General features: G+C 71.2%; 24 protein-coding genes and 1 riboswitch. Of the genes, 12 read left to right on the forward strand and 12 right to left on the reverse strand.

The features are described 5' to 3' along the window. Positions 1 to 62: 62 nt before the first annotated feature. Complete coding sequence (locus ACWCQS_RS19250; protein WP_451005515.1) at positions 63 to 578, forward strand: SigE family RNA polymerase sigma factor; 516 nt, start codon at positions 63 to 65, stop codon at positions 576 to 578. Next, positions 568 to 1,212 (forward strand): hypothetical protein, encoded by a 645-nt coding sequence (locus ACWCQS_RS19255; RefSeq protein ID WP_451005516.1) that lies wholly within the window; start codon positions 568 to 570, stop codon positions 1,210 to 1,212. The genes ACWCQS_RS19250 and ACWCQS_RS19255 overlap by 11 nt, the downstream gene beginning before the upstream one ends. Positions 1,213 to 1,294: 82 nt before the next feature. Here ACWCQS_RS19255 and groL read toward each other — a convergent pair whose 3' ends face one another. The 4 genes from groL to thrC form a co-directional block, all read right to left on the reverse strand. After that, entirely contained in the window at positions 1,295 to 2,917 is a 1,623-nt protein-coding gene (gene groL / locus ACWCQS_RS19260) for a chaperonin GroEL (protein WP_451005517.1), read from the reverse strand. 382 nt (positions 2,918 to 3,299) lie between these two features. Continuing rightward, positions 3,300 to 3,506 carry a cold-shock protein gene (locus ACWCQS_RS19265; RefSeq protein ID WP_019057200.1) on the reverse strand — a complete coding sequence of 69 codons (207 nt, stop codon included), beginning with the start codon at positions 3,504 to 3,506 and terminating at the stop codon, positions 3,300 to 3,302. Between the two features lie 432 nt (positions 3,507 to 3,938). Next, the gene (locus ACWCQS_RS19270) at positions 3,939 to 4,214 is read right to left on the reverse strand and encodes a MoaD/ThiS family protein (RefSeq protein WP_076087077.1); all 276 of its coding nucleotides are present in this window, start codon (positions 4,212 to 4,214) and stop codon (positions 3,939 to 3,941) included. Then, entirely contained in the window at positions 4,211 to 5,494 is a 1,284-nt protein-coding gene (gene thrC / locus ACWCQS_RS19275; protein WP_451005518.1) for a threonine synthase, read from the reverse strand. The genes ACWCQS_RS19270 and thrC overlap by 4 nt, the downstream gene beginning before the upstream one ends. A gap of 17 nt (positions 5,495 to 5,511) precedes the next feature. Continuing rightward, positions 5,512 to 5,652: riboswitch (SAM riboswitch) on the reverse strand. A 132-nt stretch (positions 5,653 to 5,784) separates the two neighbouring features. Between thrC and ACWCQS_RS19280 the strand changes: the two genes are divergently transcribed. Then, positions 5,785 to 6,729: a glucosyl-3-phosphoglycerate synthase gene (locus ACWCQS_RS19280; protein WP_451005519.1), complete on the forward strand. Its 945-nt coding sequence runs from the start codon at positions 5,785 to 5,787 to the stop codon at positions 6,727 to 6,729. A 72-nt stretch (positions 6,730 to 6,801) separates the two neighbouring features. Further along, complete coding sequence (locus tag ACWCQS_RS19285; protein WP_451005520.1) at positions 6,802 to 8,241, forward strand: alpha,alpha-trehalose-phosphate synthase (UDP-forming); 1,440 nt, start codon at positions 6,802 to 6,804, stop codon at positions 8,239 to 8,241. Here ACWCQS_RS19285 and otsB read toward each other — a convergent pair. From otsB to ACWCQS_RS19300, 3 genes are all read right to left on the reverse strand, one after another. Beyond that, positions 8,229 to 9,062 carry a trehalose-phosphatase gene (otsB, locus tag ACWCQS_RS19290; RefSeq protein WP_451005521.1) on the reverse strand — a complete coding sequence of 278 codons (834 nt, stop codon included), beginning with the start codon at positions 9,060 to 9,062 and terminating at the stop codon, positions 8,229 to 8,231. The two genes, ACWCQS_RS19285 and otsB, sit on opposite strands and share 13 nt — an antisense overlap. Positions 9,063 to 9,141: 79 nt before the next feature. Next, positions 9,142 to 9,366, reverse strand: a complete 225-nt coding sequence (locus ACWCQS_RS19295) for a DUF3263 domain-containing protein (protein WP_450983069.1) — start codon at positions 9,364 to 9,366, stop codon at positions 9,142 to 9,144. A gap of 36 nt (positions 9,367 to 9,402) precedes the next feature. Beyond that, positions 9,403 to 10,704, reverse strand: coding sequence for an ABC transporter substrate-binding protein (locus ACWCQS_RS19300; RefSeq protein ID WP_451005651.1), 1,302 nt, complete (start codon positions 10,702 to 10,704; stop codon positions 9,403 to 9,405). A gap of 112 nt (positions 10,705 to 10,816) precedes the next feature. Between ACWCQS_RS19300 and ACWCQS_RS19305 the strand changes: the two genes are divergently transcribed. The 3 genes from ACWCQS_RS19305 (at position 10,817) to ACWCQS_RS19315 (ending at position 13,963) form a co-directional block, all read left to right on the forward strand. Continuing rightward, on the forward strand, positions 10,817 to 11,767 hold the full coding sequence (locus tag ACWCQS_RS19305) for an ROK family protein (protein ID WP_451005652.1): 951 nt from the start codon (positions 10,817 to 10,819) through the stop codon (positions 11,765 to 11,767). Further along, positions 11,767 to 12,912: an N-acetylglucosamine-6-phosphate deacetylase gene (gene nagA / locus ACWCQS_RS19310; protein ID WP_451005522.1), complete on the forward strand. Its 1,146-nt coding sequence runs from the start codon at positions 11,767 to 11,769 to the stop codon at positions 12,910 to 12,912. Before ACWCQS_RS19305 ends, nagA begins: the two co-directional genes overlap by 1 nt. Positions 12,913 to 13,033: 121 nt before the next feature. Beyond that, positions 13,034 to 13,963, forward strand: coding sequence for a 1-phosphofructokinase family hexose kinase (locus ACWCQS_RS19315; protein ID WP_451005523.1), 930 nt, complete (start codon positions 13,034 to 13,036; stop codon positions 13,961 to 13,963). A 213-nt stretch (positions 13,964 to 14,176) separates the two neighbouring features. On the opposite strand, the gene ACWCQS_RS19320 is transcribed toward ACWCQS_RS19315, so the two are convergent. Then, entirely contained in the window at positions 14,177 to 15,109 is a 933-nt protein-coding gene (locus ACWCQS_RS19320) for a carbohydrate-binding protein (protein WP_451005524.1), read from the reverse strand. A 116-nt stretch (positions 15,110 to 15,225) separates the two neighbouring features. Then, positions 15,226 to 16,881: a diguanylate cyclase CdgB gene (gene cdgB / locus ACWCQS_RS19325; RefSeq protein ID WP_451005525.1), complete on the reverse strand. Its 1,656-nt coding sequence runs from the start codon at positions 16,879 to 16,881 to the stop codon at positions 15,226 to 15,228. A 336-nt stretch (positions 16,882 to 17,217) separates the two neighbouring features. Here cdgB and ACWCQS_RS19330 point away from each other — a divergent pair, with 336 nt between their 5' ends. Together ACWCQS_RS19330 and ACWCQS_RS19335 are read left to right on the forward strand one after the other, a co-directional pair. Continuing rightward, entirely contained in the window at positions 17,218 to 17,790 is a 573-nt protein-coding gene (locus ACWCQS_RS19330) for a flavin reductase family protein (protein ID WP_451005526.1), read from the forward strand. Between the two features lie 49 nt (positions 17,791 to 17,839). Then, a complete protein-coding gene (locus tag ACWCQS_RS19335) occupies positions 17,840 to 18,298 on the forward strand; it encodes a GNAT family N-acetyltransferase (RefSeq protein WP_451005527.1) in 459 nt (152 codons plus the stop codon). 17 nt (positions 18,299 to 18,315) lie between these two features. On the opposite strand, the gene ACWCQS_RS19340 is transcribed toward ACWCQS_RS19335, so the two are convergent. Further along, positions 18,316 to 19,176: a sigma-70 family RNA polymerase sigma factor gene (locus ACWCQS_RS19340; protein ID WP_451005528.1), complete on the reverse strand. Its 861-nt coding sequence runs from the start codon at positions 19,174 to 19,176 to the stop codon at positions 18,316 to 18,318. 137 nt (positions 19,177 to 19,313) lie between these two features. After that, positions 19,314 to 19,751 carry an alternative ribosome rescue aminoacyl-tRNA hydrolase ArfB gene (gene arfB, locus ACWCQS_RS19345; RefSeq protein WP_451005529.1) on the reverse strand — a complete coding sequence of 146 codons (438 nt, stop codon included), beginning with the start codon at positions 19,749 to 19,751 and terminating at the stop codon, positions 19,314 to 19,316. A 163-nt stretch (positions 19,752 to 19,914) separates the two neighbouring features. Between arfB and ACWCQS_RS19350 the strand changes: the two genes are divergently transcribed. The 3 genes from ACWCQS_RS19350 (at position 19,915) to ACWCQS_RS19360 (ending at position 22,190) form a co-directional block, all read left to right on the forward strand. Continuing rightward, a complete protein-coding gene (locus ACWCQS_RS19350) occupies positions 19,915 to 20,490 on the forward strand; it encodes a TerD family protein (protein ID WP_451005530.1) in 576 nt (191 codons plus the stop codon). Between the two features lie 259 nt (positions 20,491 to 20,749). After that, positions 20,750 to 21,706: a GNAT family N-acetyltransferase gene (locus ACWCQS_RS19355; protein WP_451005531.1), complete on the forward strand. Its 957-nt coding sequence runs from the start codon at positions 20,750 to 20,752 to the stop codon at positions 21,704 to 21,706. 7 nt (positions 21,707 to 21,713) lie between these two features. Then, positions 21,714 to 22,190 (forward strand): hypothetical protein, encoded by a 477-nt coding sequence (locus ACWCQS_RS19360; RefSeq protein ID WP_451005532.1) that lies wholly within the window; start codon positions 21,714 to 21,716, stop codon positions 22,188 to 22,190. Between the two features lie 41 nt (positions 22,191 to 22,231). On the opposite strand, the gene ACWCQS_RS19365 is transcribed toward ACWCQS_RS19360, so the two are convergent. Continuing rightward, positions 22,232 to 23,623, reverse strand: coding sequence for a M1 family metallopeptidase (locus ACWCQS_RS19365; protein ID WP_451005533.1), 1,392 nt, complete (start codon positions 23,621 to 23,623; stop codon positions 22,232 to 22,234). Positions 23,624 to 23,677: the final 54 nt, after the last annotated feature.

The raw sequence follows: 23,677 nt of genomic DNA on the forward strand, positions 1-23,677 counted from the left end.
ACGAAAGACCCAGACAGACGCAGCAAGACCCAGCAAGACGCGGCAAGACTCCGGCGGAGGGCATGACCGAGGACGAGTTCGACGCTTTCTACGCGGCCGCCTTCCCCCGTCTGACCGGGCAGCTGTACGCCTTCACCGGAGACCACGGCGAGGCCCAGGACGTGGTGCAGGAGGCGTTCGTACGGGCCTGGGACCGGCGGAAGTCCTTCCTGGCCGACAGCGCACCCGAGGCCTGGATCCGCACGGTCGCCGTACGGCTGGCGGTCAGCCGCTGGCGGCGCGCCAGGCGCTGGCTGGAACTGGTACGGCGGCACGCCCCGCCCGAGTCGACGCCGGGACCCGGCCCCGAACACGCCGCGCTGGTGGCCGCGTTGCGCCAACTGCCCCAGGCGCAGCGGCTGGCGATCGTCCTGCATCATCTGTGCGACCTGAGTGTGGAGCAGGTAGCCTCCGAGACCGGCGCGCCCGTGGGCACGGTCAAGGCCCGGCTGTCCCGGGGCCGGGCGGCACTGGCCAAGCAGCTGGGCACGGACGAGGCCGATGAGCCGGTACGGAAGGAGGGCGGCCGTGTCGGATGACCTCACCACGGATGAACTGACCGGCGCACTCCGCGAGTTGGCGAAGGCGAACGAGACCCCGCCGTCCGTCGCCGCCCCCGGGATCCGGCGCCGCGCCGTCCGCCGGAGCCGGCGTCGTCGCACTGCTCTCACCGTCGGCACGGGCGCCGCTGCCCTCGCCCTGGCGGCCTTCGCGCTGACACTCGACTCGGGCGACGACGCTCCGGCCCACCGCCAGACCCCGGCCGCCACCGCTCCCCGGCTCCCGTCCCCCTCCTCCTCCGCCACCCCTCTCGCGACCCCGGTCACCGGCATGGTGAACTTCGAGAAGCGGACCCTGACCGTCGACGGCCGGGTCATGCCGATCACCTCGGGCTACCCGACCGGCCCCACCACCGGCCTGCTGACCGTCGCCGCGAAACTCGACCTCACACGGGACACGGTCGACGGACTCGCCAAGTCCGCCTGCAAGGTGGCGGAACCGTACGTGGTCGAACTCCGCGGCACCGACAGGTCCAGCCTCTACGTCGGCTCACTCACCTGCGCCCCCCGAACCGGCACCTGGATCGGCCTCGACACGAAGAACGCCGTATGGCTCTACAACAGGCTGAAGCCGGGCGACACGCTGTCGGTGGCGGTCGCGCCGAGCGCCTAGGCCGGGCAAACGCCCGAGGGCGGCACCCCCAGCCGGAAGCTGGGGATGCCGCCCTCGAAAAGGACAGGTGATCCGGAAAGGATCAGAAGTCCATGTCACCGCCCGGCATGCCGCCGCCGGCCGGCGCGGCGGCCTTCTCCGGCTTGTCGGCGATGACGGCCTCGGTGGTCAGGAACAGCGCGGCGATGGAGGCGGCGTTCTGCAGGGCAGAGCGGGTCACCTTCGCCGGGTCGATGATGCCCTCGGCGACCAGGTCGACGTACTCGCCGGTCGCGGCGTTCAGGCCGTGGCCCGGGGTCAGGTTGCGCACCTTCTCCACCACGACACCGCCCTCGAGGCCGGCGTTGACGGCGATCTGCTTCAGCGGGGCCTCGAGCGCGATGCGCACGGCGTTGGCGCCGGTCGCCTCGTCACCCTCGAGCTCCAGCTTCTCGAAGACCTGGGAGGCCTGCAGCAGGGCCACGCCACCACCGGCGACGATGCCCTCCTCGACGGCCGCCTTCGCGTTGCGGACGGCGTCCTCGATGCGGTGCTTGCGCTCCTTGAGCTCCACCTCGGTGGCGGCACCGGCCTTGATGACCGCGACGCCGCCCGCGAGCTTGGCCAGGCGCTCCTGGAGCTTCTCGCGGTCGTAGTCCGAGTCGCTGTTCTCGATCTCGGCGCGGATCTGGTTCACGCGGCCGTTGACCTGCTCCGAGGAGCCGGCGCCGTCGACGATGGTGGTCTCGTCCTTGGTGATGACGACCTTGCGGGCGCGGCCCAGGAGGTCCAGGGTCGCGTTCTCCAGCTTGAGGCCGACCTCCTCGGAGATGACCTCGCCGCCCGTGAGGATGGCGATGTCGCCGAGCATGGCCTTGCGGCGGTCACCGAAGCCCGGGGCCTTGACGGCGACGGACTTGAAGGTGCCGCGGATCTTGTTGACGACCAGGGTCGACAGGGCCTCGCCCTCGACGTCCTCGGCGATGATCAGCAGCGGCTTGCCCGACTGCATGACCTTCTCCAGGAGCGGGAGCAGGTCCTTGACGGAGGCGATCTTGGAGTTGGCGATGAGGATGTACGGGTCCTCGAGCGACGCCTCCATGCGCTCCATGTCGGTCGCGAAGTAGGCGGAGATGTAGCCCTTGTCGAAGCGCATGCCCTCGGTGAGCTCAAGCTCCAGACCGAAGGTGTTGCTCTCCTCGACGGTGATGACGCCTTCCTTGCCGACCTTGTCCATGGCCTCGGCGATCAGCTCGCCGATCTGGGTGTCGGCGGCGGAGATGGACGCGGTGGAGGCGATCTGCTCCTTGGTCTCGACGTCCTTCGCCTGCTCCAGCAGGGCGGCGGAGACGGCCTCGACGGCCTTCTCGATACCGCGCTTCAGCGCCATCGGGTTGGCACCGGCGGCGACGTTGCGCAGGCCCTCCTTGACCAGGGCCTGGGCGAGCACGGTCGCGGTGGTCGTACCGTCACCGGCGACGTCGTCCGTCTTCTTGGCGACTTCCTTGACCAGCTCGGCGCCGATCTTCTCGTACGGGTCCTCGAGCTCGATCTCCTTGGCGATGGAGACGCCATCGTTGGTGATCGTGGGGGCGCCCCACTTCTTCTCGAGGACGACGTTGCGGCCCTTGGGGCCGAGCGTCACCTTGACGGCGTCCGCGAGCTGGTTCATGCCGCGCTCGAGGCCGCGCCGCGCCTCCTCGTCGAACGCGATGATCTTGGCCATGTGAAGTGGTCCCTCCAGGACTGGGGGTGATTCCTTCGGACCGCGCCCGCGCCCGCGACGGACGGCTCGCCGGCCGCGTGGTTCCTTGCCCCACTTGGCCTGCGGGCCTCACCGACCCGGTCCTTCACTGTCACTCTCACCTTCAGAGTGCTAACGCCAATGATTAGCACTCGGCATGCACGAGTGCAAGGCGCACCCGCGAAGCGGGTTCGTTGAGGGGTGGTGGTCGGGCGACGGGTGGGGCAAGCGCCCTACGGGGTACGGCACCCCGTCAGCCGCCCGCGAACACCGGACCCCGGGCATGACGCAGGGCCCACACCCCGAGCGAGGTGCGGGCCCTGCGAAGATGAACGAAGAACGTCGCTGACAGTCGACGCGTGCTTCAGCTGGTCGCCAGCCGGACCATGTCCGCCTGCGGGCCCTTCTGGCCCTGCGAGATCTCGAAGTCGACCCGCTGCCCCTCTTCCAGGGTGCGGTAACCGTCCATCTGGATCGCGCTGTAGTGGACGAAAACATCCGCACCACCGTCGACCGCGATGAAGCCGTACCCCTTCTCCGCGTTGAACCACTTGACGGTGCCCTGAGCCATGCCTAACTCCCCTATTACTGGCCCTTGCACAGATCCACACTTCGCGGACCCGGGTCAGACCTCACCCCCCATCGGTCGGGGGCGTGCGCCGGAACGCGTCGACCGCGGCTGAATGTATCTGTCCAACTGCCGTCTGCAACAGGTCAATCGGACGAGAATTCTGGACGGGAACGGTCCGGAATGTAGTGTGAATTCACCCGACTTCAGGGCAAGTCGGGCCCCACAAACCACCACAAAAGCCGCATAAAGCCCGCGCACTTTGGCCACTTCTTGTCGGGCGTCCGGCATGAATACAGGGCTCCCGACCGGTCGTGTCGAGAGCGCGTTCCCCAACTCTACCGCGCTCAATCACGCAGAATTGCCCCCTCCGCTTCTCTCACGGAGGGGGCAATTCGATGAACAATGCGTAACTGAAGTTACCCAAGGTAACGATCAGCCGCCGGCGACGGCCGGAATGATGGAGACGCCGGCGCCGTCCGGGGTCGCGGTCTCCAGGCCCTGCTCGAAGCGCACGTCGTCGTCGTTGACGTAGACGTTCACGAACCGGCGGAGCTTGCCCTGGTCGTCCAGCACGCGCGCGGCGATTCCGGTGTGGTTCTTCTCCAGGTCTTCGATGACCTCGGCGAGGGTGGCACCCTCGGCGGCCACTTCGGCCTGCCCGCCGGTGTAGGTGCGCAGGATGGTCGGGATGCGAACGGTCACGCTCATGCGAGGCCAGCCTCTCGGAAGGAGTCCAGGGTCGGTCGGATGGTGGCGGTGAGGCCGGTCCCGGCCACCGCGTCAAGGGTCTTCAGGCCGTCGCCGGTGTTGAGGACCACCGTGGTCTTCGTCGGGTCCAGGACGCCGTCCTTGAGCAGCTTGCGGGTGACGCCCACGGTCACGCCGCCCGCCGTCTCCGCGAAGATGCCCTCCGTGCGGGCCAGCAGCTTGATGGCGTCGACGACTTCCTCGTCCGTCACGTCCTCCACCGCACCGCCGGTGCGGCGCGCGATGTCCAGGACGTACGGCCCGTCGGCCGGGTTGCCGATGGCGAGGGACTTGGCGATGGTGTTCGGCTTCTGGGGCCGTACGACGTCGTGGCCGGCCTTGAAGGCGGTCGACACCGGCGAGCAGCCCTCGGCCTGCGCACCGAAGATCTTGTACGGCCTGTCCTCGACCAGACCCAGCTTGACCAGCTCCTGCAGACCCTTGTCGATCTTGGTGAGCTGGGAGCCGGAGGCGATCGGGACCACGATCTGGTCGGGCAGCCGCCAGCCGAGCTGCTCGCAGATCTCGTACGCGAGGGTCTTGGAGCCCTCCGCGTAGTACGGCCGCAGGTTGACGTTGACGAAGCCCCAGCCCTCGCCGGCCGGGTCGCCGATCAGCTCGGAACAGAAGCGGTTCACGTCGTCGTAGTTGCCCTCGATGCCGACCAGCTCGCCGCCGTAGACCGCGGCCATGACGACCTTGCCCTGCTCCAGGTCGTGCGGGATGAACACACAGGAGCGGAAGCCGGCCCGGGCGGCGGCGGCGCCGACCGCACCGGCGAGGTTGCCGGTGGAGGAGCAGGACAGGGTGGTGAAGCCGAAGGCGCGCGCGGCCTCCAGGGCCTGGGCCACCACGCGGTCCTTGAAGGAGTGGGTCGGGTTGCCGGAGTCGTCCTTGACGAACAGGCCGCCGGTGACGCCGAGTTCGGCCGCGAGATTGTCGGCCTTGACCAGCTTGGTCCAGCCCGGGTTCAGGTTCGGCTTGTCGGCGACGTCGGCCGGGACCGGCAGCAGCGGCGCGTACCGCCAGATGTTCGCGGGGCCGGACTCGATACGGCGGCGCAGCTCTTCGGTCTCGTAGGCGGAGAAGTCGTAGGCGATCTCCAGCGGGCCGAAACACTCCTCGCAGGCGAACACCGGGCCGAGCGGGACGCGGTGACCGCACTCGCGACAGCTCAGGGCCGCGGCGGGGCCGAGGTCGACGGTGGAATCGGCGGAGCTTGCAACTGTCTGCACAGCCATGGAGGCGAGGCCCTTTCTCCTCATCTTCCTCACGACGCACCTCGCCGTGAGACGGATTTGGCACCTTCCCTGGCCGGGAGCCTCGCGTGAACGAGTGCGGCTCAGGGGGGTTGCCGGGGCTTCATCGGGCCGTGTCCCTCTGCCCCTCTGGATGAGCGGTATGCGGTTGTGAGCGCCTGGCTGACCCCCGACATGCGATGGTCACCAGCGTTGTTCAAGACTGTAACCGAAGGCCAAGACAGTTGAGAGAGTCGTCCGAACCGCGAGACAACAGTGAGGAGCCGCCGACCGTGCTGGAAGAAGTCGAGCGCTGGCTGAGCACCCGCTCCTGGTCCGTGACCGATCGCCCGCTGCACAAGATCTTGGCCGCCAAGCAGCGTACGGGCCAGTCGGTGTCCGTCGTGCTGCCCGCGCTCAACGAGGAGGAGACGGTCGGCGACATCGTCGCGATCATCCGCCACGACCTCCTGGAGCGGGTCCCGCTCGTCGACGAGATCGTGGTGGTCGACTCCGGCTCCACCGACCGCACCTCCGAGGTCGCCACCGCCGCGGGCGCCCGGGTCGTTCACCGGGACGAGATCCTGCCCCGCATCCCCGCCGTCCCCGGAAAGGGCGAGGTGCTGTGGCGCTCGCTGCTGGTGACCAGCGGGGACATCGTCTGCTTCGTCGACGCGGACCTGAAGGAGTTCTCCCCCGACTTCGTCACCGGGATCGTCGGCCCGCTGCTCACCGAGCCGGACGTGGACCTGGTCAAGGCGATGTACGACCGTCCGCTCGCCGGGACGGCCGGCCAGGGCGGCCGGGTCACCGAGCTGATGGCCCGCCCGCTGCTGAACATGCACTGGCCGCAGCTGGCCGGATTCGTGCAGCCGCTGGGCGGCGAGTACGCGGCCCGGCGCTCACTGCTGGAACAGCTGCCGTTCCCGGTCGGGTACGGCGTGGAACTGGGCATGCTGGTGGACGCCCTGCACCTGGTGGGTCTCAACGCGCTGGCGCAGGTGGACGTGGGCGTGCGCAAGCACCGCCACCAGGACGGGCAGGCGCTGGGCCGGATGGCCGCGGCGATCTACCGCACGGCCCAGCTGAGGCTGGCCCGGGGCCATCTGATCCGCCCCTCCCTCACCCAGTTCGAGCGGGGCGAGGACGGTTTCGAGCCGCGCACCTACTCGGTGGACACCGAGGAACGGCCGCCGATGGTGGAGATCGCCGAGTACGCCGAGCGCCGGGTGGCCTGAGTTCGTATACGGCGGCGACACCCGGCGTGGCCGTACGTTTGAGCGTTTCCGGGCCGGGCTAGGTTGAGGACCATGGCTTCCACGCAGGGTGCTGCCGAGAAGGCTCAGGTGCTGGTCGCGTCCAACCGCGGCCCGGTTTCGTACACGGTGGACGAGAACGGCTCGCTGTCCGCCAAACGGGGCGGCGGCGGGCTGGTCTCGGGGCTGTCGGCCATCGGATCGGACGCGGGCTCGCTGTGGGTGTGCGCGGCGCTCGGCGACGGGGACCGGGAGGCCGTACGGCGCTCGGGCGGCGGGCTGCTGCCGGACGAGGACACCGGCGGGCAGCGGGTGCGGATGCTGGACATCGACGCGCAGGTCCACTCGGACGCCTACAACGGCATCGCCAACTCGGTGCTGTGGTTCGTGCACCACATGCTGTACCAGACCCCGCTGGAGCCGGTCTTCGACGCGGAGTTCCGGCGGCAGTGGGCGGCGTACGAGGCCTACAACCGGGCGTTCGCCGAGGCGCTGGCCGAGGAGGCGGCCGAGGGTGCGGCGGTGCTGGTGCAGGACTACCACCTGTGCCTGGTGCCGGGGATGCTCCGCGAGCTGCGCCCCGACCTGCGGATCGGCCATTTCTCGCACACCCCGTGGGCGCCGCCGGAGTACTTCCGGCTGCTGCCCGACGACATCGCCGCCGAGCTGCTGCGCGGCATCCTGGGCGCGGACCGGGCGGCGTTCCTGACCAGGCGCTGGGCGGACGCGTTCACGGAGTGCTGTCACGCGGTCCTGGGACCCGGGGCCCCGGCCCTGCGGGTCGGTGTGCACGGGCTCGGCGCGGACGCCGACTTCCTGCGCAAGCGGGCCCACGAGCCCGATGTGGACGAGCGGATGGCCGCGCTGCGCGCGGAGATCGGCGAAGGCCGCAGGACCGTCGTGCGCGTCGACCGCACCGAGCTGTCCAAGAACATCGTGCGCGGTCTGCTGGCGTACCGGCAGTTGCTGGAGGACCGTCCCGAATGGCGGGAGCGGGTGGTGCATCTGGCGTTCGCATATCCGTCGCGGCAGGACCTCGCCGTGTACCGGGACTACACCGCCGAGGTCCAGCGGGTGGCCGAGGAGATCAACTCGACCTACGGCACGCCCGGTTGGACGCCGGTCGTGCTGCACGTCAAGGACGACTTCGCCCGTTCCCTGGCCGCGTACCGGCTCGCCGACGTGGCGCTGGTCAACCCCATCCGGGACGGCATGAACCTGGTCGCCAAGGAGGTGCCGGTCCTCTCCGACGAGGGCTGTGCGCTGGTGCTGTCGCGGGAGGCGGGGGCGTACGAGGAGCTGGGCGCCGACGCCCTCGTGGTGAACCCGTACGACATCGGGGGTACGGCCGACGCGTTGCACTCCGCGTTGAGCATGCCGGCGGACGAGCGGGCGGAGCGGTCGAAGCGGCTGGCCGCGGCCGCCACCGCGTTGCCGCCCGCTCAGTGGTTCCTGGATCAGCTGCGGGCGCTGGAGGAGCTTCAGTCCAGCTGAGCCGCGAGGGTCCGCAGCAGGTGTACGACGCCGGGCGGGCCGTCCACCACCACGTCCGCGCGTTCCGCCAGCTCCGTGACCTCCGTGCTGCCGCTGCAGACCAGGAGGCCGGGGACGCCGTCGGCGCGGAGTTCGTCGACGGCGGCGAAGGCGGGGAGGTCGCCGAGGTCGTCGCCGGCGTAGAGGACGGACTCGGCGCCGGTCCTGCGGACGTGGTCGGCGAGGGCCACCCCCTTGTCCATGCCCGGCGGGCGCAGTTCCAGGACCAGCCGGCCGGGTTCGACGATCAGGCCGTGGCGGGCGGCGAGGTCGGTGAGGGGGCCGCGCAGGGCCTCGAACGCGGCCTGCGGGTCGTCGGCGCGGCGGGTGTGCACCGCGACCGCCCGGCCCTTCTCCTCGATCCAGGTGCCGCGCCAGGCGCCGGCGCGGTCCAGCACGCCCGGCAGCTCGGCGCGGGCCGCCGCGACGCCGGGGTGCGGGGGCGGGGCGGTGACGGTGGCGGTGACCGCGTCCCAGCGTTCGGCGCCGTAGTGGCCGAGGACGGTCAGGTGCTCCAGGCCGGGGACGCCGGCGAAGCCGCCGTAGCGGACCGCGACGCCGGCGGGGCGTCCGGTGATCACGGCGACGGAGGCGACCTTCGGGGCGAGTGCGGCGAGGGCCGGTACGGCCTCGGGGTGGGCGCGGGCCTGTTCGGGGTCGGCGACGATGGGGGCCAGTGTGCCGTCGAAGTCCAGGCCGACGATCGCGGCGGACGGCTTTGCCAGGAGCGCGGCGAGTCCGTCCCGGCCGGGCTGGGTCTGCGGGGTCGGCAGAGGGTCCATACAGCGACACTATCCAGGCTCGCCCGGCCTCACTCCTGGGGCCTTCTCGGTCGGCCGAACGAGCGCCCGCGCGGCCGGTTCAGCGTTCCGTGCGCCGGGTCTCCCGCACCCTCCGCAGGCGGTTCACCGTCACCGGATCCGCTGCCAGGGCCCGCTCGTCGTCCAGGAGCGCGTTCAGGAGCTGGTAGTAGCGGACCGGGGACAGGCCCAGTTCCTCGCGTATCGCTCGCTCCTTCGCGCCGGGGCCGGGGAAGCCGCGGCGCTCCAGGGCGAGGATGGCTTGTTCGCGGGGGGGCAGTTCCATGGAAGTCACCGTAGCGGTGGGGACTGACAGCCGCGCTCAGTTCCTGGCGCTGCTGTCCGCCGCCGTCGCCGTCGCCTGGAGGCGGGTCAGGACGCCGGCGGGGTCGCCGCCGGGGGCGACGGCCTGGCCGATGTTCTGCTTCACGGCCGCGCTGACCGTCGCCCAGGAGGTCTTGCCGGCGGGGTACAGCTCGGAGGTCGGCAGCTGGTCGAGGAAGGGGTGCAGGGGGCTGTCGGTCGGGGCGTCCGACGCGCTCATGGTGTTGGAGGCCGAGCCGGTGACCGGCAGCAGGCCGTACTCGCGGGAGAACGCCAGGACGTTCTTCTCGCTGTAGACGAAGTTGAGGAAGTCGCCGATCCGGTCGCGGTGACCGTTCTGCTTGAAGGCCATCATCCAGTCGGTGACGCCCATGGACGCCCTGGATGTGCCGGTGCGCCCCGGCATCGGCACCATGCCGAACTGCACGCCCTTCTTCTCGGCCTGCTGGATCAGCGTGGGGTGCCCGTTGAGCATGCCGACCTGGCCGTCGGCGAAGGCGGCGAAGGCGTCCGCGCGGTTGAGCCTGCCGGGCGCGACCGGCCCGGTCAGGCCCTTGCCGACCAGCTCGTCCTTGAGCCAGGTGAAGGTCTGGACGTTGGGCGCGGAGTCGATGGTGTAGGTGCCGATGTCGTCGGTGTAGCCGTTGCCGCCGTTGGTGCCGCTGCTGCCGCTGCTGCCGCTGAGCAGCCACTGCATGGTCTCGGCCTGGGCCTCCTCGGGCCCGAGCGGCAGCGCGAAGGGGTACTTCACGCCCTTGTCCTTGAGCGCCCTGGCGTCGGCGGCCAGCTCGTCCCAGGTGGTGGGCGGGGTGATGCCGGCCTTGGCGAACAGGGTCTTGTTGTAGAAGAGCACGCGCGTGGAGGCGGCGAAGGGTATGCCGTACTGCGTGTGGTTCCACTGGCCGGCCTCGGAGAGCTGGGCGAGGAGGTCGGCCTGGGTGGGGATGGAGAGCAGGTCGGAGGCCGGGTAGAGCTTGCCGGCGGCCGCGTAGTCGGCGTAGGCGCCGATCTGGGCCAGGTCCGGGGCGTGGCCGGCGGCGACCATGTCCTCGACCTTGGCGTCGACGTCGTTCCAGGAGTACACGCTGACGTCGATCTTCACACCGGGGTGCTTGGACTCGTACTCCTTGGCCAGGGTGTCCCAGTACTTCTTCGAGCTGTTGGCGGGGGAGTCGCCGTAGTCGGCGGCGACGAGTCTCAGGGTCACGTCGGAGGAGCCCGTACTCCCGCAGCCGCCGAGGACCGCCGCCATGCCCAGTGCGGACACCACCGCGATCGTTCCTGCCGTACGCCGACGCACCCTCAAAACCCCAACCCTGCTGTCTGACCGTTCAACATGTGGACACATAAGGTCTACACCACGTGAGTGGACTAGACCTCTCGCGGGTGGGAGGGCCACACTAGGGCCCGTGGTGAGACATGTCATCGCCCTGGACGTGGGCGGTACCGGGATGAAGGCCGCCCTCGTCGGCGACGACGGCGTGCTGCTCCACCGCGCCCGCCGCGCCACCGGACGCGAGCGCGGACCGGACGCGGTGGTCGGGGCGATCCTCGACTTCGCCGCCGAGCTGCACGCGTACGGCGTCGAGCACTACGGCGTGGCCGCCGCCGCTGCCGGCATCGCGGTCCCCGGCATCGTCGACGAGGAGCAGGGCATCGCCTCCTTCGCCGCCAACCTCGGCTGGCGGGACGTACCGCTGCGCGCCCTGCTCACCGAGCGGCTCGGCATCCCCGTCGCCCTCGGCCACGACGTGCGCACCGGCGGTCTCGCCGAGGGCCGGATCGGCGCGGGCAGGGGCGCCGACCGGTTCCTGTTCGTGCCGCTCGGCACCGGGATCGCGGGCGCCATCGGCATCGACGGCCGGGTGGAGGCGGGCGCGCACGGCTTCGCGGGCGAGATCGGCCATGTGGTCGTACGGCCCGGCGGGATCGCGTGTCCCTGCGGGCAGCACGGCTGCCTGGAGCGGTACGCCTCCGCGTCCGCCGTCAGCGAGGCCTGGGCGGCGGCCTGCGGGGACCCGGACGCGGATGCCGCCGACTGCGCCAAGGCCGTCGCGTCCGGCGACCCGAACGCCGTCCGGGTGTGGCAGCAGGCGGTCGACGCGCTCGCCGACGGCCTGGTCACCGCGCTCACCCTGCTGGACCCGCGCACCCTGATCATCGGTGGCGGGCTCGCCGAGGCGGGGGAAGTGTTGTTCCCACCGCTGCGCGACGCCGTCCGGCGCCGGGTCACCTTCCAGAAGCTCCCGACCATCGTCCCCGCCGCCCTCGGCGACACCGCCGGTTGCCTGGGCGCCGGCCTGCTGGCCCGCGACCTGCTGGCCACGACAACCACTTCTACGACTCCGGAGGTAAGCGCCTGATGGCTCCCAGCTTGGTTCTCACAGGTGCTCGGGTGGTGCTGCCCGGCGGAGTGGTGGACGACGGGCGCGTCTGCGTCGAGGGCACGAAGATCGTGGCGGGGACGGCCGAGAGCGCCGAGACGCTCGACCTCACCGGCCACTGGCTGGTACCGGGCTTCGTCGACATCCACAACCACGGCGGCGGCGGAGCCTCCTTCTCCGGTACCCCGGACGACATCATGAAGGCCATCCGCACCCACCGCCTGCACGGCACCACCACCCTCGTCGCCTCCACCGTCACCGACGAGATGGACCTGCTGGCGACGCAGGCCGGGCTGCTGAGCGAGCTGGCCGAGCAGGGGGAGATCGCGGGCATCCACTTCGAGGGGCCGTTCATCTCGCCGTGCCGCAAGGGCGCGCACTCCGAGGCACTGCTGCGCGACCCGGACCCGGCCGAGGTCCGCAAGCTGATCGACGCAGCGCGCGGCAAGGCGAAGATGGTCACGCTCGCGACCGAGCTGCCGGGCGGCATCGACTCCGTACGGCTGCTCGCCGAGCACGGGGTCATCGCGGCGATCGGGCACACGGACGCCACGTACGAGCAGACGGTCGAGGCCATCGACGCGGGCGCCACGGTCGCCACCCACCTGTTCAACGCCATGCCCGCCCTCGGCCACCGCGCCCCCGGTCCCATCGCCGCCCTGCTGGAGGACGAGCGGGTCACCGTCGAGCTGATCAACGACGGCACGCATCTCCACCCGGCCGCGCTGGAGCTGGCCTTCCACCGCGCGGGCGCGGACCGGGTCGCGTTCATCACAGACGCGATGGACGCGGCCGGGATCGGCGACGGCCGTTACATGCTCGGCCCGCTGGAGGTCGAGGTCAGCGAGGGCGTGGCCCGGCTGGTGGAGGGCGGCTCGATCGCGGGCTCCACGCTGACCCTGGACCGTGCGTTCAAGCGGGCGGTGACCGTCGACCGGCTGTCGGTCGAGGACGCCGTACAGGCCCTGTCGGTCAACCCCGCCCGTCTCCTGGGCCTTTCCGACCGCATCGGCTCGCTGGAGCCGGGCAAGGACGCCGACCTGCTGGTGCTGGACGCGGACTTCGGCCTCAAGGGTGTGATGCGGCGGGGCGAGTGGCTGGTGATCCCGCCCCAACTGGCCTGATCTGCCCGTCTTTTCCCTGGACGGCGGCCGACTCATGACTGGGCCGGCCGCCGTCTGTTTGGCATGATCGTGCCCCCGGAACCGATGACAGGCGCAGGGACTTCGAGGGAGGTCGGCCCGGGTGATCCTCACGGTCACGCTGAACACCGCTCTCGACCTCACCTATCGCGTGCGGTCGCTACGGCCGCACGCCTCGCACCGGGTCTCGGAGGTCATCGAACGGCCCGGCGGCAAGGGCGTGAACGTGGCCCGGGTGCTGGCCGCGCTCGGACACGAGGTGACGGTCACGGGGTTCGCGGGCGGCGGGACCGGCCGGGAGATACGCGACCGGCTCGCCGATGTACCCGGGGTGACGGACGCGCTGGTCCCGGTCGCGGGGGCGACCCGGCGCACGATCGCGGTCGTGGACGAACTCTCGGGTGACACGACCCAGTTGAACGAACCGGGCCCGCAGATCGAGCCGGCCGAGTGGGGCGCGTTCCTGGACCGCTACGAGGAACTGCTGCCCGGCGCCTCCGCGGTGGCTCTGTGCGGCAGCCTGCCGCCGGGCGTGCCGGTGGGGGCGTACGCGAACCTGGTCCGCGCCGCCCGCTCCCACGGCGTTTTTGTGTTGCTGGACACCAGCGGCGAACCCCTGCGCCGCGGAGTGGCGGCCCGCCCCGACCTCATCAAGCCGAACGCCGACGAACTGGCCGAACTGACCGGCTCCCACGAGCCGTTGCGCGCCACCCAGGACGCCCGCCGCCGCGGCGCCCACACGGTCGTCGCCTCCCTCGGCCCACAGGGCCTGCTGGCCGTCACCCCCGAGGGCCGCTGGCGCGCCGGCCCGCCGGGCCGCGTCCCCGGCAACCCGACCGGTGCGGGCGACTCGGCGGTCGCGGGCCTGCTCTCGGGCCTGGTCGAGCACCTGCCCTGGCCGGACCGCCTGACCCGCGCGGTCGCCCTGTCGGCGGCGACGGTACGGGCCCCCGCCGCAGGCGAGTTCGACCCCGCGGTGTACGAGGAGCTGCGGGGGCGAGTGACGGCGACTGGGGTGGTCAGCGCAGCCTAGGTTGGCGCAAAGCCACCCATGCACTACCAGTGATGCCCCCTGCACTCGCGAGAACAACGGCGGCTCGTACACCTGCTGACAGGGTGGGTGGCCGCCGTGTGCGTCGAAGTGGGCCGTATGGGTCAGGCAAAACCTAGTGGCCGCCGGGAATTATCTTCCGGCGGCCACCAATTCAACCGCATGGCCCCGCATTGCGGGTGGAGTCAGCGCGGCTCAGCCCCGCCCGACCTTGCCCTTCTTCAGCGAGAGCTGATCCAGGAGGACGTTGCACTTGTCGCCGGGCTGACAGGAGAGCGAGATCGTGTTCGAGCCCTTCTTCAGCGTGGGGAACGCATAGCTCTCGGTCCATGCCTGCGTCGGGTCGGACAGGTGCGTCCAGTTGGCGAAGTTGAAACCGCTGCCGAACTTCTCGCCGTTGACGGTGAGGGTCATCTTCTGGTCCTCACCGGCGTTGTCGTACCGCGCGAGCAGGGTGTAGGTGCCTTCCTCGGGGATGTTGTCCACGGTCCACGTCACCGAAGCGCCCACCGTGCTCAGGCCACCCACATACTTGCCGCCCACGCCTTGGGCACCCTTGACGTCCGACGCCACGGCGGCGCCTCCGGCCAGCTGTACGGAGCTGCTCGCGGCGTCGACCTTCGGCAGCTCACCGCTTGCCGCCGAGCTGCTGTCCGACGGGCTCGGGCTCTGGCTCTGCGACTGGGTCGGGGTGCCGCCCGCCTGGTTGTTGGACTTGCCGTCGTCCGCGTTGCCGTTGAGCATCGAGATGCCGATGCCGATGACGACCGCGGCGACCACCGCGATCGCGCCGATCAGCAGGCCCTTGGTGTTCGGGCCGCGGCGGCCGGGGGCGGGCGGCGCGGAGCGGGGGCTGTTCGGCGGGGCGCCGCCGGGCAGGGTCTCGGGGGCCTGGTAGTAGGCGTTCGGCTGGCCGTAGGCACCCTGCTGCTGCGGCACTCCCTGGCCGTAGGCGGCCTGCGGCTGGCCGTACTGCCGCTCGCCGACCGCCCGCACCCTGCTGACCGAGTTCGGGTAGCCGTAACCGCCGGACGGCGGCTGGGCCCCTCTGGCCTGGCCGTCGGCGTACAGATAGCCGAACGGGTCGTCGTCCTCGGGCGTGCTCGGGCCGTTTTCGCCGGGCGTCATCCCTAGGTCTCCTCAGCGGGTGCGAGTGGATGCGGTACAGGTCTGAAGGGCGAGCCTACCCGCTCCGACTGTGCCAAACGGATGACTCGAATCGCATCAAGTCCCTGACCTGCGGATCATCCGGCGCGCCGATGTTGTTTGGGACGAGATCGTTTCTCTACGTACATCCGTTCGTCGGCTGACTTCAACACTTCGTCCGCCGTCATGCCGCAGTGCGCCCACCCGATGCCGAAGCTCGCGCCCACCCGGACGGCCCGGCCCTCGGCCCGGATCGGCTGGATGATCTCGTTGCGCAGCCGTACGGCGAGGTCCTGGGCGTCGGCCCGGCCGAGGCCGTCGGCGAGGATCACGAACTCGTCGCCGCCGAGCCGGGCGACCGTGTCCCCGTCCCGGACCCCGCGCGACAGCCTGCGCGCCACCTCGATGAGGACCGCGTCGCCCGCGTTGTGCCCGAAGCGGTCGTTGATCGACTTGAAGCCGTCGAGGTCGCAGAAGAGCACCGCGAGGCCCTTGGTGCCGTCGTCGCGGCCGTCCTCGGGGGCGACGGTGTGGACGTGGTGGTCGAAGGTGTCGTACGCGTCCGCGCCCGGCCGGAAGTCGAAGCCGTGGCTGACGGGGGCGTCGAAGGCGGGGTGGCCGTAGGCCGCGTCCAGGGATTCCAGCTCGTCGGCGTGGGCCGGGCGCCGGCACAGCCGGGCGGACAGGCGGGAGCGCAGCTCGGCGGAGTTCGGCAGGCCGGTGAGCGAGTCATGGGAGGCGCGGTGGGCGAGCTGCAGCTCGCGGCGCTTGCGTTCCTCTATGTCCTCGACGTGGGTGAGGAGGAAGCGGGGGCCGTCGGCGGCGTCCGCGACGACGCTGTTGCGCAGGCTCACCCAGACGTACGTGCCGTCGCGGCGCCCCAGGCGGAGTTCTGCGCGGCCGCCCTCCGCCGAGGTCCGCAGCAGCGTGCCGATGTCCTCGGGGTGGACGAGGTCGGAGAAGGAGTAGCGGCGCATCGCGGAGGCCGGGCGGCCGAGGAGACGGCACAGGGCGTCGTTGGTGCGCAGGATGCGGCCGTGCTGGTCGCCGCCCATCTCGGCGATGGCCATGCCGGAGGGGGCGTACTCGAAGGCCTGCCTGAAGCTTTCCTCACTCGCCCGCAGCGCCTGCTGCTCGCGCTCCAGGCGGACCAGGGCGCGCTGCATGTTGGCGCGCAGCCGGGCGTTGCTGATCGCGATGGCGGCCTGGAAGGCGTACATCTGCAGGGCCTCGCGGCCCCAGGCGCCGGGGTGGCGGCCGTTGCGCGGCCGGTCGACCGAGATGACCCCGAGCAGCTCGCCGCAGGAGCCGCCCGGGACGCCCGGCGTGTACATGGGGGCGAAGAGGCGGTCGGAGGGGTGCCACTCGTCCTCGAAGCGCGGCGCGGGCCCGTCCGTGAACCACTGGGGGACGTCGTCGTCGTCCAGCACCCAGCCCTCGGTGTGCGGTATGAAGACCAGGTCGCCCCAGCGCTCGCCCATGGTCAGCCGGCGGTCCCAGGACTCGCGGGAGCCGACCCGGCCGGTGATCAGGGCCTCGGCAGCGGAGTTCCCGGCGAACGCGGCGACGACGAGATCGCCGTCGGGGCGTACGAGGTTCACGCACGCCATCTCGTACCCGAGGGCTTGTACGGCGCCGTCGGCGACGGTCTGCAGTGTGTCCGCCAGGCTGCGTGCCGTGTTCATGTCGGCCATGACCTGGTGCAACTGCCGCAGGGACGCAAGACGGACATACGGCTCCGACTCGGTCTCCATGCTCGCCCTCCCCCCGAGACCTCGCAGCGAATCAAGGGTTGTCTTCGGCGCTTCCTAAGGGTGCCTCTTACGGTGCGTTTCAGCTTCCCCGCCACTGAATCACAGCGCGCTGCCCACTCGGTACACAGGGTCAACAATTCCTGCCCCTTGTGACTCAAGTCACAGGTGAACATGAACAATTGAGTGGAGTTTCTGCGTTTTCCACGTGCGTTTACTGAGCGCAAGGTTTTGGTAACTGTTCACATGATGCACACAGCGGTCGTCCGTTGGTCCTAGGACCCGGCTCGGGCGAAGGCCTGATGCGGCCTGTGCGGGGCGGAGACTAGCGTTTCGGGTGTGCTGAAGACTCCCTCACCCACCGCCCCCGCCGCTTCCGGGCATGCTGAGGGGGTGAGCAACGACGAGTTCCGGGCCGCGATGTCCCGGCTGGCCGCCGGAGTGGTCCTGGTGACCGCTCAGGAGCCGCCGCTGGACCCCGACGACCCGGGCGCGCCGGCCATGGAGGACGTCGGCATGACCGCCACCGCCTTCATGTCCGTCTCCCTCGACCCGCCGCTGGTCCTGGTCAGCCTGCGGACGGGCGCCCGCATGGACGACCTGCTCGACGAACAGCCCCTGTGGGCGGTGTCGGTCCTCACCGAGAGCCAGCGGCACATCGCGGGCCGCTTCGCCATGAAGGGCCGCATCAGCGACCGGCTGCTCTTCGAGGACATCCCCTACGTCCGCGGCGAGGCCACCGGCGCCCCGCTGGTGGGCGGCGCGCTGGCCACGCTGGAGTGCCGCACCGAGCAGCGGGTCACGGCCGGCGACCACACCCTCGTCATCGGCCGCGTCCTGACCGCACACGTCCCGAGCGCGGAGGGCGGCCCGCTGCTGTACTTCCGGGGCCGGTACCGGCAGTTGGGGTGACCTGGATATTCCGTGGCCCGGCGGCTGTCGACGCGCTTACCGTGCCCGGATGACCCCGCACCTGGAAGACATCACTCCCCGGAACTTCGAGACCGCCGTCGGCATCCGCATCCGCCCGGACCAGGAGCACGCGGTCGAGCCCGTGGTGAAGTCCCTCGCCGAGGCGTACGTCCACCCCACCGGCGTCGCCTGGCCCCGCCTGATCGTCGACGGCGACCGCCCGGTCGGCTTCCTGATGGCCTTCTTCGACATCGACTGGCACGGAGACGGCAGCGTGCACCGCTCCGGGCTGTGGCGGCTGAACATCGCGGCGGAGGAACAGGGCCGGGGCTACGGCCGCTTCGCCGTCGACTCGGTCGCCGCCGAGATCCGCCGCCGCGGCGGCAAGGAGCTGTACGTCACCTGGCACCCCGGCCCGGACGGCCCCGAGGACTTCTACCTCCGTCTGGGCTTCCGCAAGAACGGCGAGACGAGCGGGGGGCAGACGGTGGGTGTGCTGGACCTGTGATGCCCCCGGCCGCCCGGCTACACCGGCTCGATGGTCAGCTCGGACAGGTCCTCCGGGTTCGTCACGATGTCGATGGTCGTGATGCGGTCGGCGACGAAGGTGAACGTCAGGACGCGCTCCACGCGACCGTCGGCGTACACGACCAGCCCCGTCGCCCCGTCGACCAGCGCGGGACGCGCCACGCGGGCCAGATGGGCGAAGCTCTTCGCACCGGAGGCGACCCCCGCCGCACCGGCGGTCACACCCGCCTCGCCGCGCGCCACCACGTCCGGGTCGAGCACCTCCAGCAAGCCGTCGAAGTCCCCCTCCCGCGCCGCCGCCAGGAACGCGTCGACCACCTCCCGCTGCCGCGCCAGGTCGGCCTCCGGCGCGTTCGCGCCCCGCACCCGGCGCCGCGCCCGGCTGGCCAGTTGCCGCGCGGCGGCCGGGTTGCGTCCGAGGATCCCGCCGACCTCCTCGAACGGCACCCCGAACAGATCGTGCAGCACAAACGCCAGCCGCTCGGCCGGCGAGAGCGTCTCGAGGACGACCAGCAGCGCCGCCCCGACCGAGTCCGCGAGCACCGCGTCCTGCGCGGGGTCCGGCTCGGCGGAGGCTCCGGGATGCCAGGTCTCCAGGGGCTCCTCGCCCCGCGAGCGGCGGGAGCGGAGCATGTCGAGGCAGACCCGGCCGACGACGGTCGTCAGCCAGCCCCCGAGGTTGTCCACCGCACGCGTGTCGGTCCGGCTGAGCCGGAACCACGCCTCCTGCACCGCGTCCTCGACCTCCGCGGCCGAGCCCAGCATCCGGTAGGCGACGGCCCGCAGATGCCCCCGGTACGCCTCGAACCGCTCTGCGAGGAACTCGTCGTCGCGGTGCTGCCGCTCGTCGTCGCTCATGGGGGTGCCCGCCTTTCCGTCGCCCTGGTGGTCCGCTGCCTCACGGACTCACTGACGAACGGCGGGCCGCGAATGTGACGGCTCACCGGCGCGACGGCAGCCGTGCGGGTGACGGGCGCCGCCAGCGCCCGCCGGGCTCACGCCCAGTCCCGGCCCGAGCGGCCGCGCTTCGTCTCCGAGCGCTGCTTCTTCTCCCGCAGCCGGCGTTCGTTGATGCCGCGCGGGATCCGGGTCGGCCTGCGCGGTCTGGGCGGGGGCGCGCCGGCCTCCGCGAGAAGAGCGGCGAGGCGCACGGCGGCGGCCTCGCGGTTGCGCCACTGGGAGCGGTGCTCGGAGGCCCGTACGGTCACCACGCCGTCGACGAGCCGGCCCGCGAGCCGCTGCAGCGCCCGCTCCTTCCAGACCGGGGGCAGCGCCTCGGTGCGGGCGAGGTCGAAGCGCAGCTCCACCTGCGAGTCACTGGTGTTGACGTGCTGTCCGCCGGGCCCGGACGACCTGGAGAAACGCCACATCAGCTCGGCCTCGGGAAGGGAGACGGAGCCGCGAATGACGTAAGGACCGGACATGCCCTCCATGTTCCCCGCCGTGCCCCGTCCGCGTCACCTGGATTTCCGGATCCCCCACTCGGTAAAAAAGGTAAAGGGACCCGGAACCACCGGCACCCCCCTCGACGTTCTTCCCGGTGACGGTAGCTTCAACGGCACTGCACCACACATGTCCAAGGAAGGGACTCCCAACATGGCTGTAAGCCTGTCCAAGGGTGGCAACGTCTCGCTCACCAAGGAGGCTCCGGGCCTGACCGCCGTCACCGTGGGCCTCGGCTGGGACGTCCGCACCACCACCGGCACGGACTTCGACCTGGACGCCTCCGCCATCGCGGTCAACGGCCAGGGCAAGGTCTACTCGGACGCGCACTTCGTCTTCTTCAACAACAAGCAGACCCCGGACAACACCATCGTCCACACCGGCGACAACCGCACCGGCGAGGGCGAGGGCGACGACGAGGCGATCAACGTCAACCTGGCCGCGCTCCCGGCCGACATCGACAAGGTCGTCTTCCCGGTCTCCATCTACGACGCCGAGAACCGCGGCCAGAACTTCGGCCAGGTCCGCAACGCCTACATCCGCATCGTCAACCAGGCCGGCGGCGCCGAGATCGCCCGCTACGACCTCTCCGAGGACGCCGCCACCGAGACGGCCATGATCTTCGGCGAGCTGTACCGCAACGGCGCGGAGTGGAAGTTCCGCGCCGTGGGCCAGGGTTACGCCTCGGGCCTGGTCGGCATCGCCCAGGACTTCGGCGTCAACGTCTGACGGACACCGGGCGCTGCGCTGAGCAGGGACCGCTGCTGAAGCGCCCTGCGCGAAGGCGGCGGGCGGAGGCCTCTCTTGCGGCCGACCACGGCGAAAGGCTCCCGCCCGCCTCCTGGCTTCCGCCCCGCCCGCCTGAAGGGGCGCGGGGCTTTGCCGGTGTGCGGCTTCACCGCGTGGGTGCCTCGAACCACGTCCGGCCCTGCGAGCACGCCACGGAAATCCCTCGGCCGCAGGCCCCCCGGAGGGATACCTTGCCGCTGTGATTCTCGAACCTCTGTCCCCAGACCGGGACTTGTCGCCGCCGCTGCTGGCCGAGCTCACCGCGCTCTACGCGTCCAACCGTGAGTTCCACCGGCTCAGCGGCGACTTCCCCGACCCGGACGACATACGTCCCGAGCAGGTCGCGGCCGCCCTGGCCGAGGACCTGGCCGTGCCGGGTACCGAGGTGCTGCTCGCGCGCACCGAGGAGGGACGGCTCGTCGGACTCGCCGGCACGCGCGCCCACCATCCCGACCCCGCCGACCCGGACCCGTGGATCGGGCTGCTCATGGTGGACGCGGCCGAGCACGGAAAGGGCCATGGCAGGGCCCTCGCGGAACTCGTCGAGGACCGGTTCCGCGCACAGGGCCGCCGCAGCGCGGTGCGGCTCGCCGTCCTCGCCAACAATCCCAAGGCCCTGGCCTTCTGGACCGCCCTCGGCTACACGGTGATCGACCACCGCCCCGACCGCGCCCTCGGCCGCCCCTGCGCCGTACTGCGCAAGGTGCTGGGCGAGGCCTCGCGCACACCGAGGCAGGCGGCCCGGATCGCCGTCGTGGACCCGGACGGCGCGGTGTTCCTGTTCCAGTACGACAACGACGAGGTGGGCCTCCACTGGGCCCTGCCCGGCGGCGGCCTGGAACCCGGCGAGTCCCCGCGCGAGGGCGCCCTGCGGGAGCTGGCCGAGGAGACCGGCTGGACCGATCTGGAGCCGGGCCCGCTGCTGTGCACCTGGGAACACGACTTCACGCACGCGGACATCCCCGTCCGCCAGCACGAGCACATCTACGTCGCCCGTGGCCCGCGCCGGGATCCGGTCGGCCACCGACTCGCCGCCGCGCACTCGGCCGAGAGCATCCTCACCTGCCGCTGGTGGACGAGGCGGGAGCTGGCCGAGGCACCCGAGCCCGTGTGGCCGCCGGGGCTCGCGGGACTGCTGGACGCGTGGGAGGACTGACCCGGCGGTGGATTGGACGGCACTGGCCGGGACCGGACTCGGCGCCGTGGTCGGGGTCGGCTCGACGCTGCTCGCCGACCGGGTGCGGTGGCGGCGCGAGACCGGCGAACGGGACCGGCGCGAACGGCGGGAGCTGTATGTCGCCTGCCTGACCAGGTACCGGCTGGCGTACGAGGCCATGCACACGGCCGCCGGCGCCCACCGGGACGGGCCCGCCGACCGGCGGGAGACCGCCGTGCGGGAGGCGTTCCGCGACTCGGGCTGCGACGAGGTCCGGGAGAACCTGCTGATCTGCGCCCCGGAGGAGATGACGGCCGTCGTCGAGGACGTCTACGCCTCCCTGCGGAAGCTGCTGGAGGTGTTCGCGGCAGGCGATCCGGAGCTGGACACACCGGAGTTCCAGGAGCACCGGCTCAAGCAGGCGCAGTCCGTGTGGGCGGCACGGGCGGCGATGCGGGTGGCACTGGAGCGGGGAGCCCGGTAGCCGCGCCCGTCACCGGCGGCCGGGCCTGCCGGTCACGGATGTCACGGGTGGGCCGGTCTGCCGTCGCCGTACAGCCAGTCCTTCCAGATCTCGGTGAAGTCCTCGTGCGGGGCCTTCTTCTCCACGTACGCGGTGAAGTCGGCGGTGCTCGCGCTGCCGTGCCGGTGGGCGGCGGCCCAGCCCTGGATGATGTCGTAGAACGTGTCGTCGCCGACCTTCTGCCGGATCTTCTGCAGGACCATCGCGCCTCGCTGGTAGACCGGGCTGTCGGAGATGTGCGCGGCGCTCGGCGGTTTCGCGGGCGGGTAGGCCCAGATGGCCTTGTCGTCGCCGTTGTAGTAGTCCATGAAGGTCTGCTGGGCGCTCTCGCCGCCGTGGTCCTCCCAGTACAGCCACTCCGCGTACGTCGCGAATCCCTCGTTGAGCCACATGTCCCGCCAGGACTTCGGGGTGACCGAGTCGCCGTACCACTGGTGGGCGAGTTCGTGCACGAGGGTGCCGGTGTCCGGGGCGCCGGGGAAGACGGGCCGGTTCTGGGTCTCCAGGGCGTAGCCGGCGTCGTCGGGGCGGGCGACGATCGCGCCGGTGGAGGAGAAGGGGTACGGCCCGAAGTTGATCTCCTCCCACTTGATGATGTCGGGGAGCTGCGCCAGCACCTGCTCGCTCGCCTTCGCCTGGGTGGGGTCGACGGCGGTGAGGATCGGCAGCCCGTGCGGGCCGGTGCCGCGGGTGAGGTCGAAGTGGCCGACGGCGACGGTGGCGAGGTAGCTCGCCATGGGCTGGGCGGTGTGCCAGTGGTAGGTCGTGCGGCCGGCCTTGGTGGTCTGGTCGGTCAACTCGCCGTTGGAGACGGCCTGGATGCCCTGGGGGACGGTGACGGTGAGGTCGTAGGTGGCCTTGTCGGAGGGGTGGTTGTTGCCGGGGAACCAGGCCATGGAGCCGACGGGTTCGCCCAGGCCGAGGGCGCCGTCGGCGGTGGGCAGCCAGCCCTCCTTGGAGCCGTCGGGGTCGGTGAGGGTGTGCGGGGTCCCCGAGTAGCGGACGGTGGTGCGGAAGGTCTCGCCCCTGCGCAGGTCGTAGTGCGGGCGGACGGTCAGTTCCTGGCCGGCCCGGTAGAAGCTGGCCTTCCTGTCCTCGACGGTGACCGAGTCGACGTGCAGCCCGGCGAGGTCGAGGTCGAAGGCGGACAGGTCCTGGGTGGCGCGGGCGGTGACGACCGCCGTGCCGGTGAGGTGGCGGGTGGCGGGGGTGTAGTCGAGGGTGAGGTCGTAGTGCCCGACGTCGTAGCCGCCGTTGCCGGCCTTCGGAAAGTAGGGGTCGCGTACGCCGGAGCCGCCGGGGGTACCGTGCACACCGCGGTCGCACGCGGTGCCGGTCACAGCGAGGGCGAGCAGGGCCGCGGCGGCCGGCACAAGGCGTACGGATCTGGACATGTCAGCGATCTTAAGTGCCGGGGTACGAGTGATCCGAGTGTCCGGGGCTGCTGC

The organism is Streptomyces sp. NPDC002076 (genome assembly GCF_053593835.1).

Excerpts from the sequence above, each read along its gene's own strand:
- ACWCQS_RS19340 (WP_451005528.1), bottom strand. The coding sequence starts at position 19,176 with ATGAGCGACGACGAGCGGCAGCACCGCGACGACGAGTTCCTCGCAGAG.
- ACWCQS_RS19270 (WP_076087077.1), bottom strand. The coding sequence starts at position 4,214 with ATGAGCGTGACCGTTCGCATCCCGACCATCCTGCGCACCTACACCGGC.
- arfB (WP_451005529.1), bottom strand. The coding sequence starts at position 19,751 with ATGGAGGGCATGTCCGGTCCTTACGTCATTCGCGGCTCCGTCTCCCTT.
- groL (WP_451005517.1), bottom strand. The coding sequence starts at position 2,917 with ATGGCCAAGATCATCGCGTTCGACGAGGAGGCGCGGCGCGGCCTCGAG.
- otsB (WP_451005521.1), bottom strand. The coding sequence starts at position 9,062 with ATGGACCCTCTGCCGACCCCGCAGACCCAGCCCGGCCGGGACGGACTC.
- ACWCQS_RS19335 (WP_451005527.1), top strand. The coding sequence starts at position 17,840 with ATGACCCCGCACCTGGAAGACATCACTCCCCGGAACTTCGAGACCGCC.
- ACWCQS_RS19295 (WP_450983069.1), bottom strand. The coding sequence starts at position 9,366 with ATGGAACTGCCCCCCCGCGAACAAGCCATCCTCGCCCTGGAGCGCCGC.
- ACWCQS_RS19365 (WP_451005533.1), bottom strand. The coding sequence starts at position 23,623 with ATGTCCAGATCCGTACGCCTTGTGCCGGCCGCCGCGGCCCTGCTCGCC.
- ACWCQS_RS19350 (WP_451005530.1), top strand. The coding sequence starts at position 19,915 with ATGGCTGTAAGCCTGTCCAAGGGTGGCAACGTCTCGCTCACCAAGGAG.
- nagA (WP_451005522.1), top strand. The coding sequence starts at position 11,767 with ATGGCTCCCAGCTTGGTTCTCACAGGTGCTCGGGTGGTGCTGCCCGGC.
- thrC (WP_451005518.1), bottom strand. The coding sequence starts at position 5,494 with ATGGCTGTGCAGACAGTTGCAAGCTCCGCCGATTCCACCGTCGACCTC.
- ACWCQS_RS19250 (WP_451005515.1), top strand. The coding sequence starts at position 63 with ATGACCGAGGACGAGTTCGACGCTTTCTACGCGGCCGCCTTCCCCCGT.
- ACWCQS_RS19265 (WP_019057200.1), bottom strand. The coding sequence starts at position 3,506 with ATGGCTCAGGGCACCGTCAAGTGGTTCAACGCGGAGAAGGGGTACGGC.
- cdgB (WP_451005525.1), bottom strand. The coding sequence starts at position 16,881 with ATGGAGACCGAGTCGGAGCCGTATGTCCGTCTTGCGTCCCTGCGGCAG.
- ACWCQS_RS19320 (WP_451005524.1), bottom strand. The coding sequence starts at position 15,109 with ATGACGCCCGGCGAAAACGGCCCGAGCACGCCCGAGGACGACGACCCG.
- ACWCQS_RS19285 (WP_451005520.1), top strand. The coding sequence starts at position 6,802 with ATGGCTTCCACGCAGGGTGCTGCCGAGAAGGCTCAGGTGCTGGTCGCG.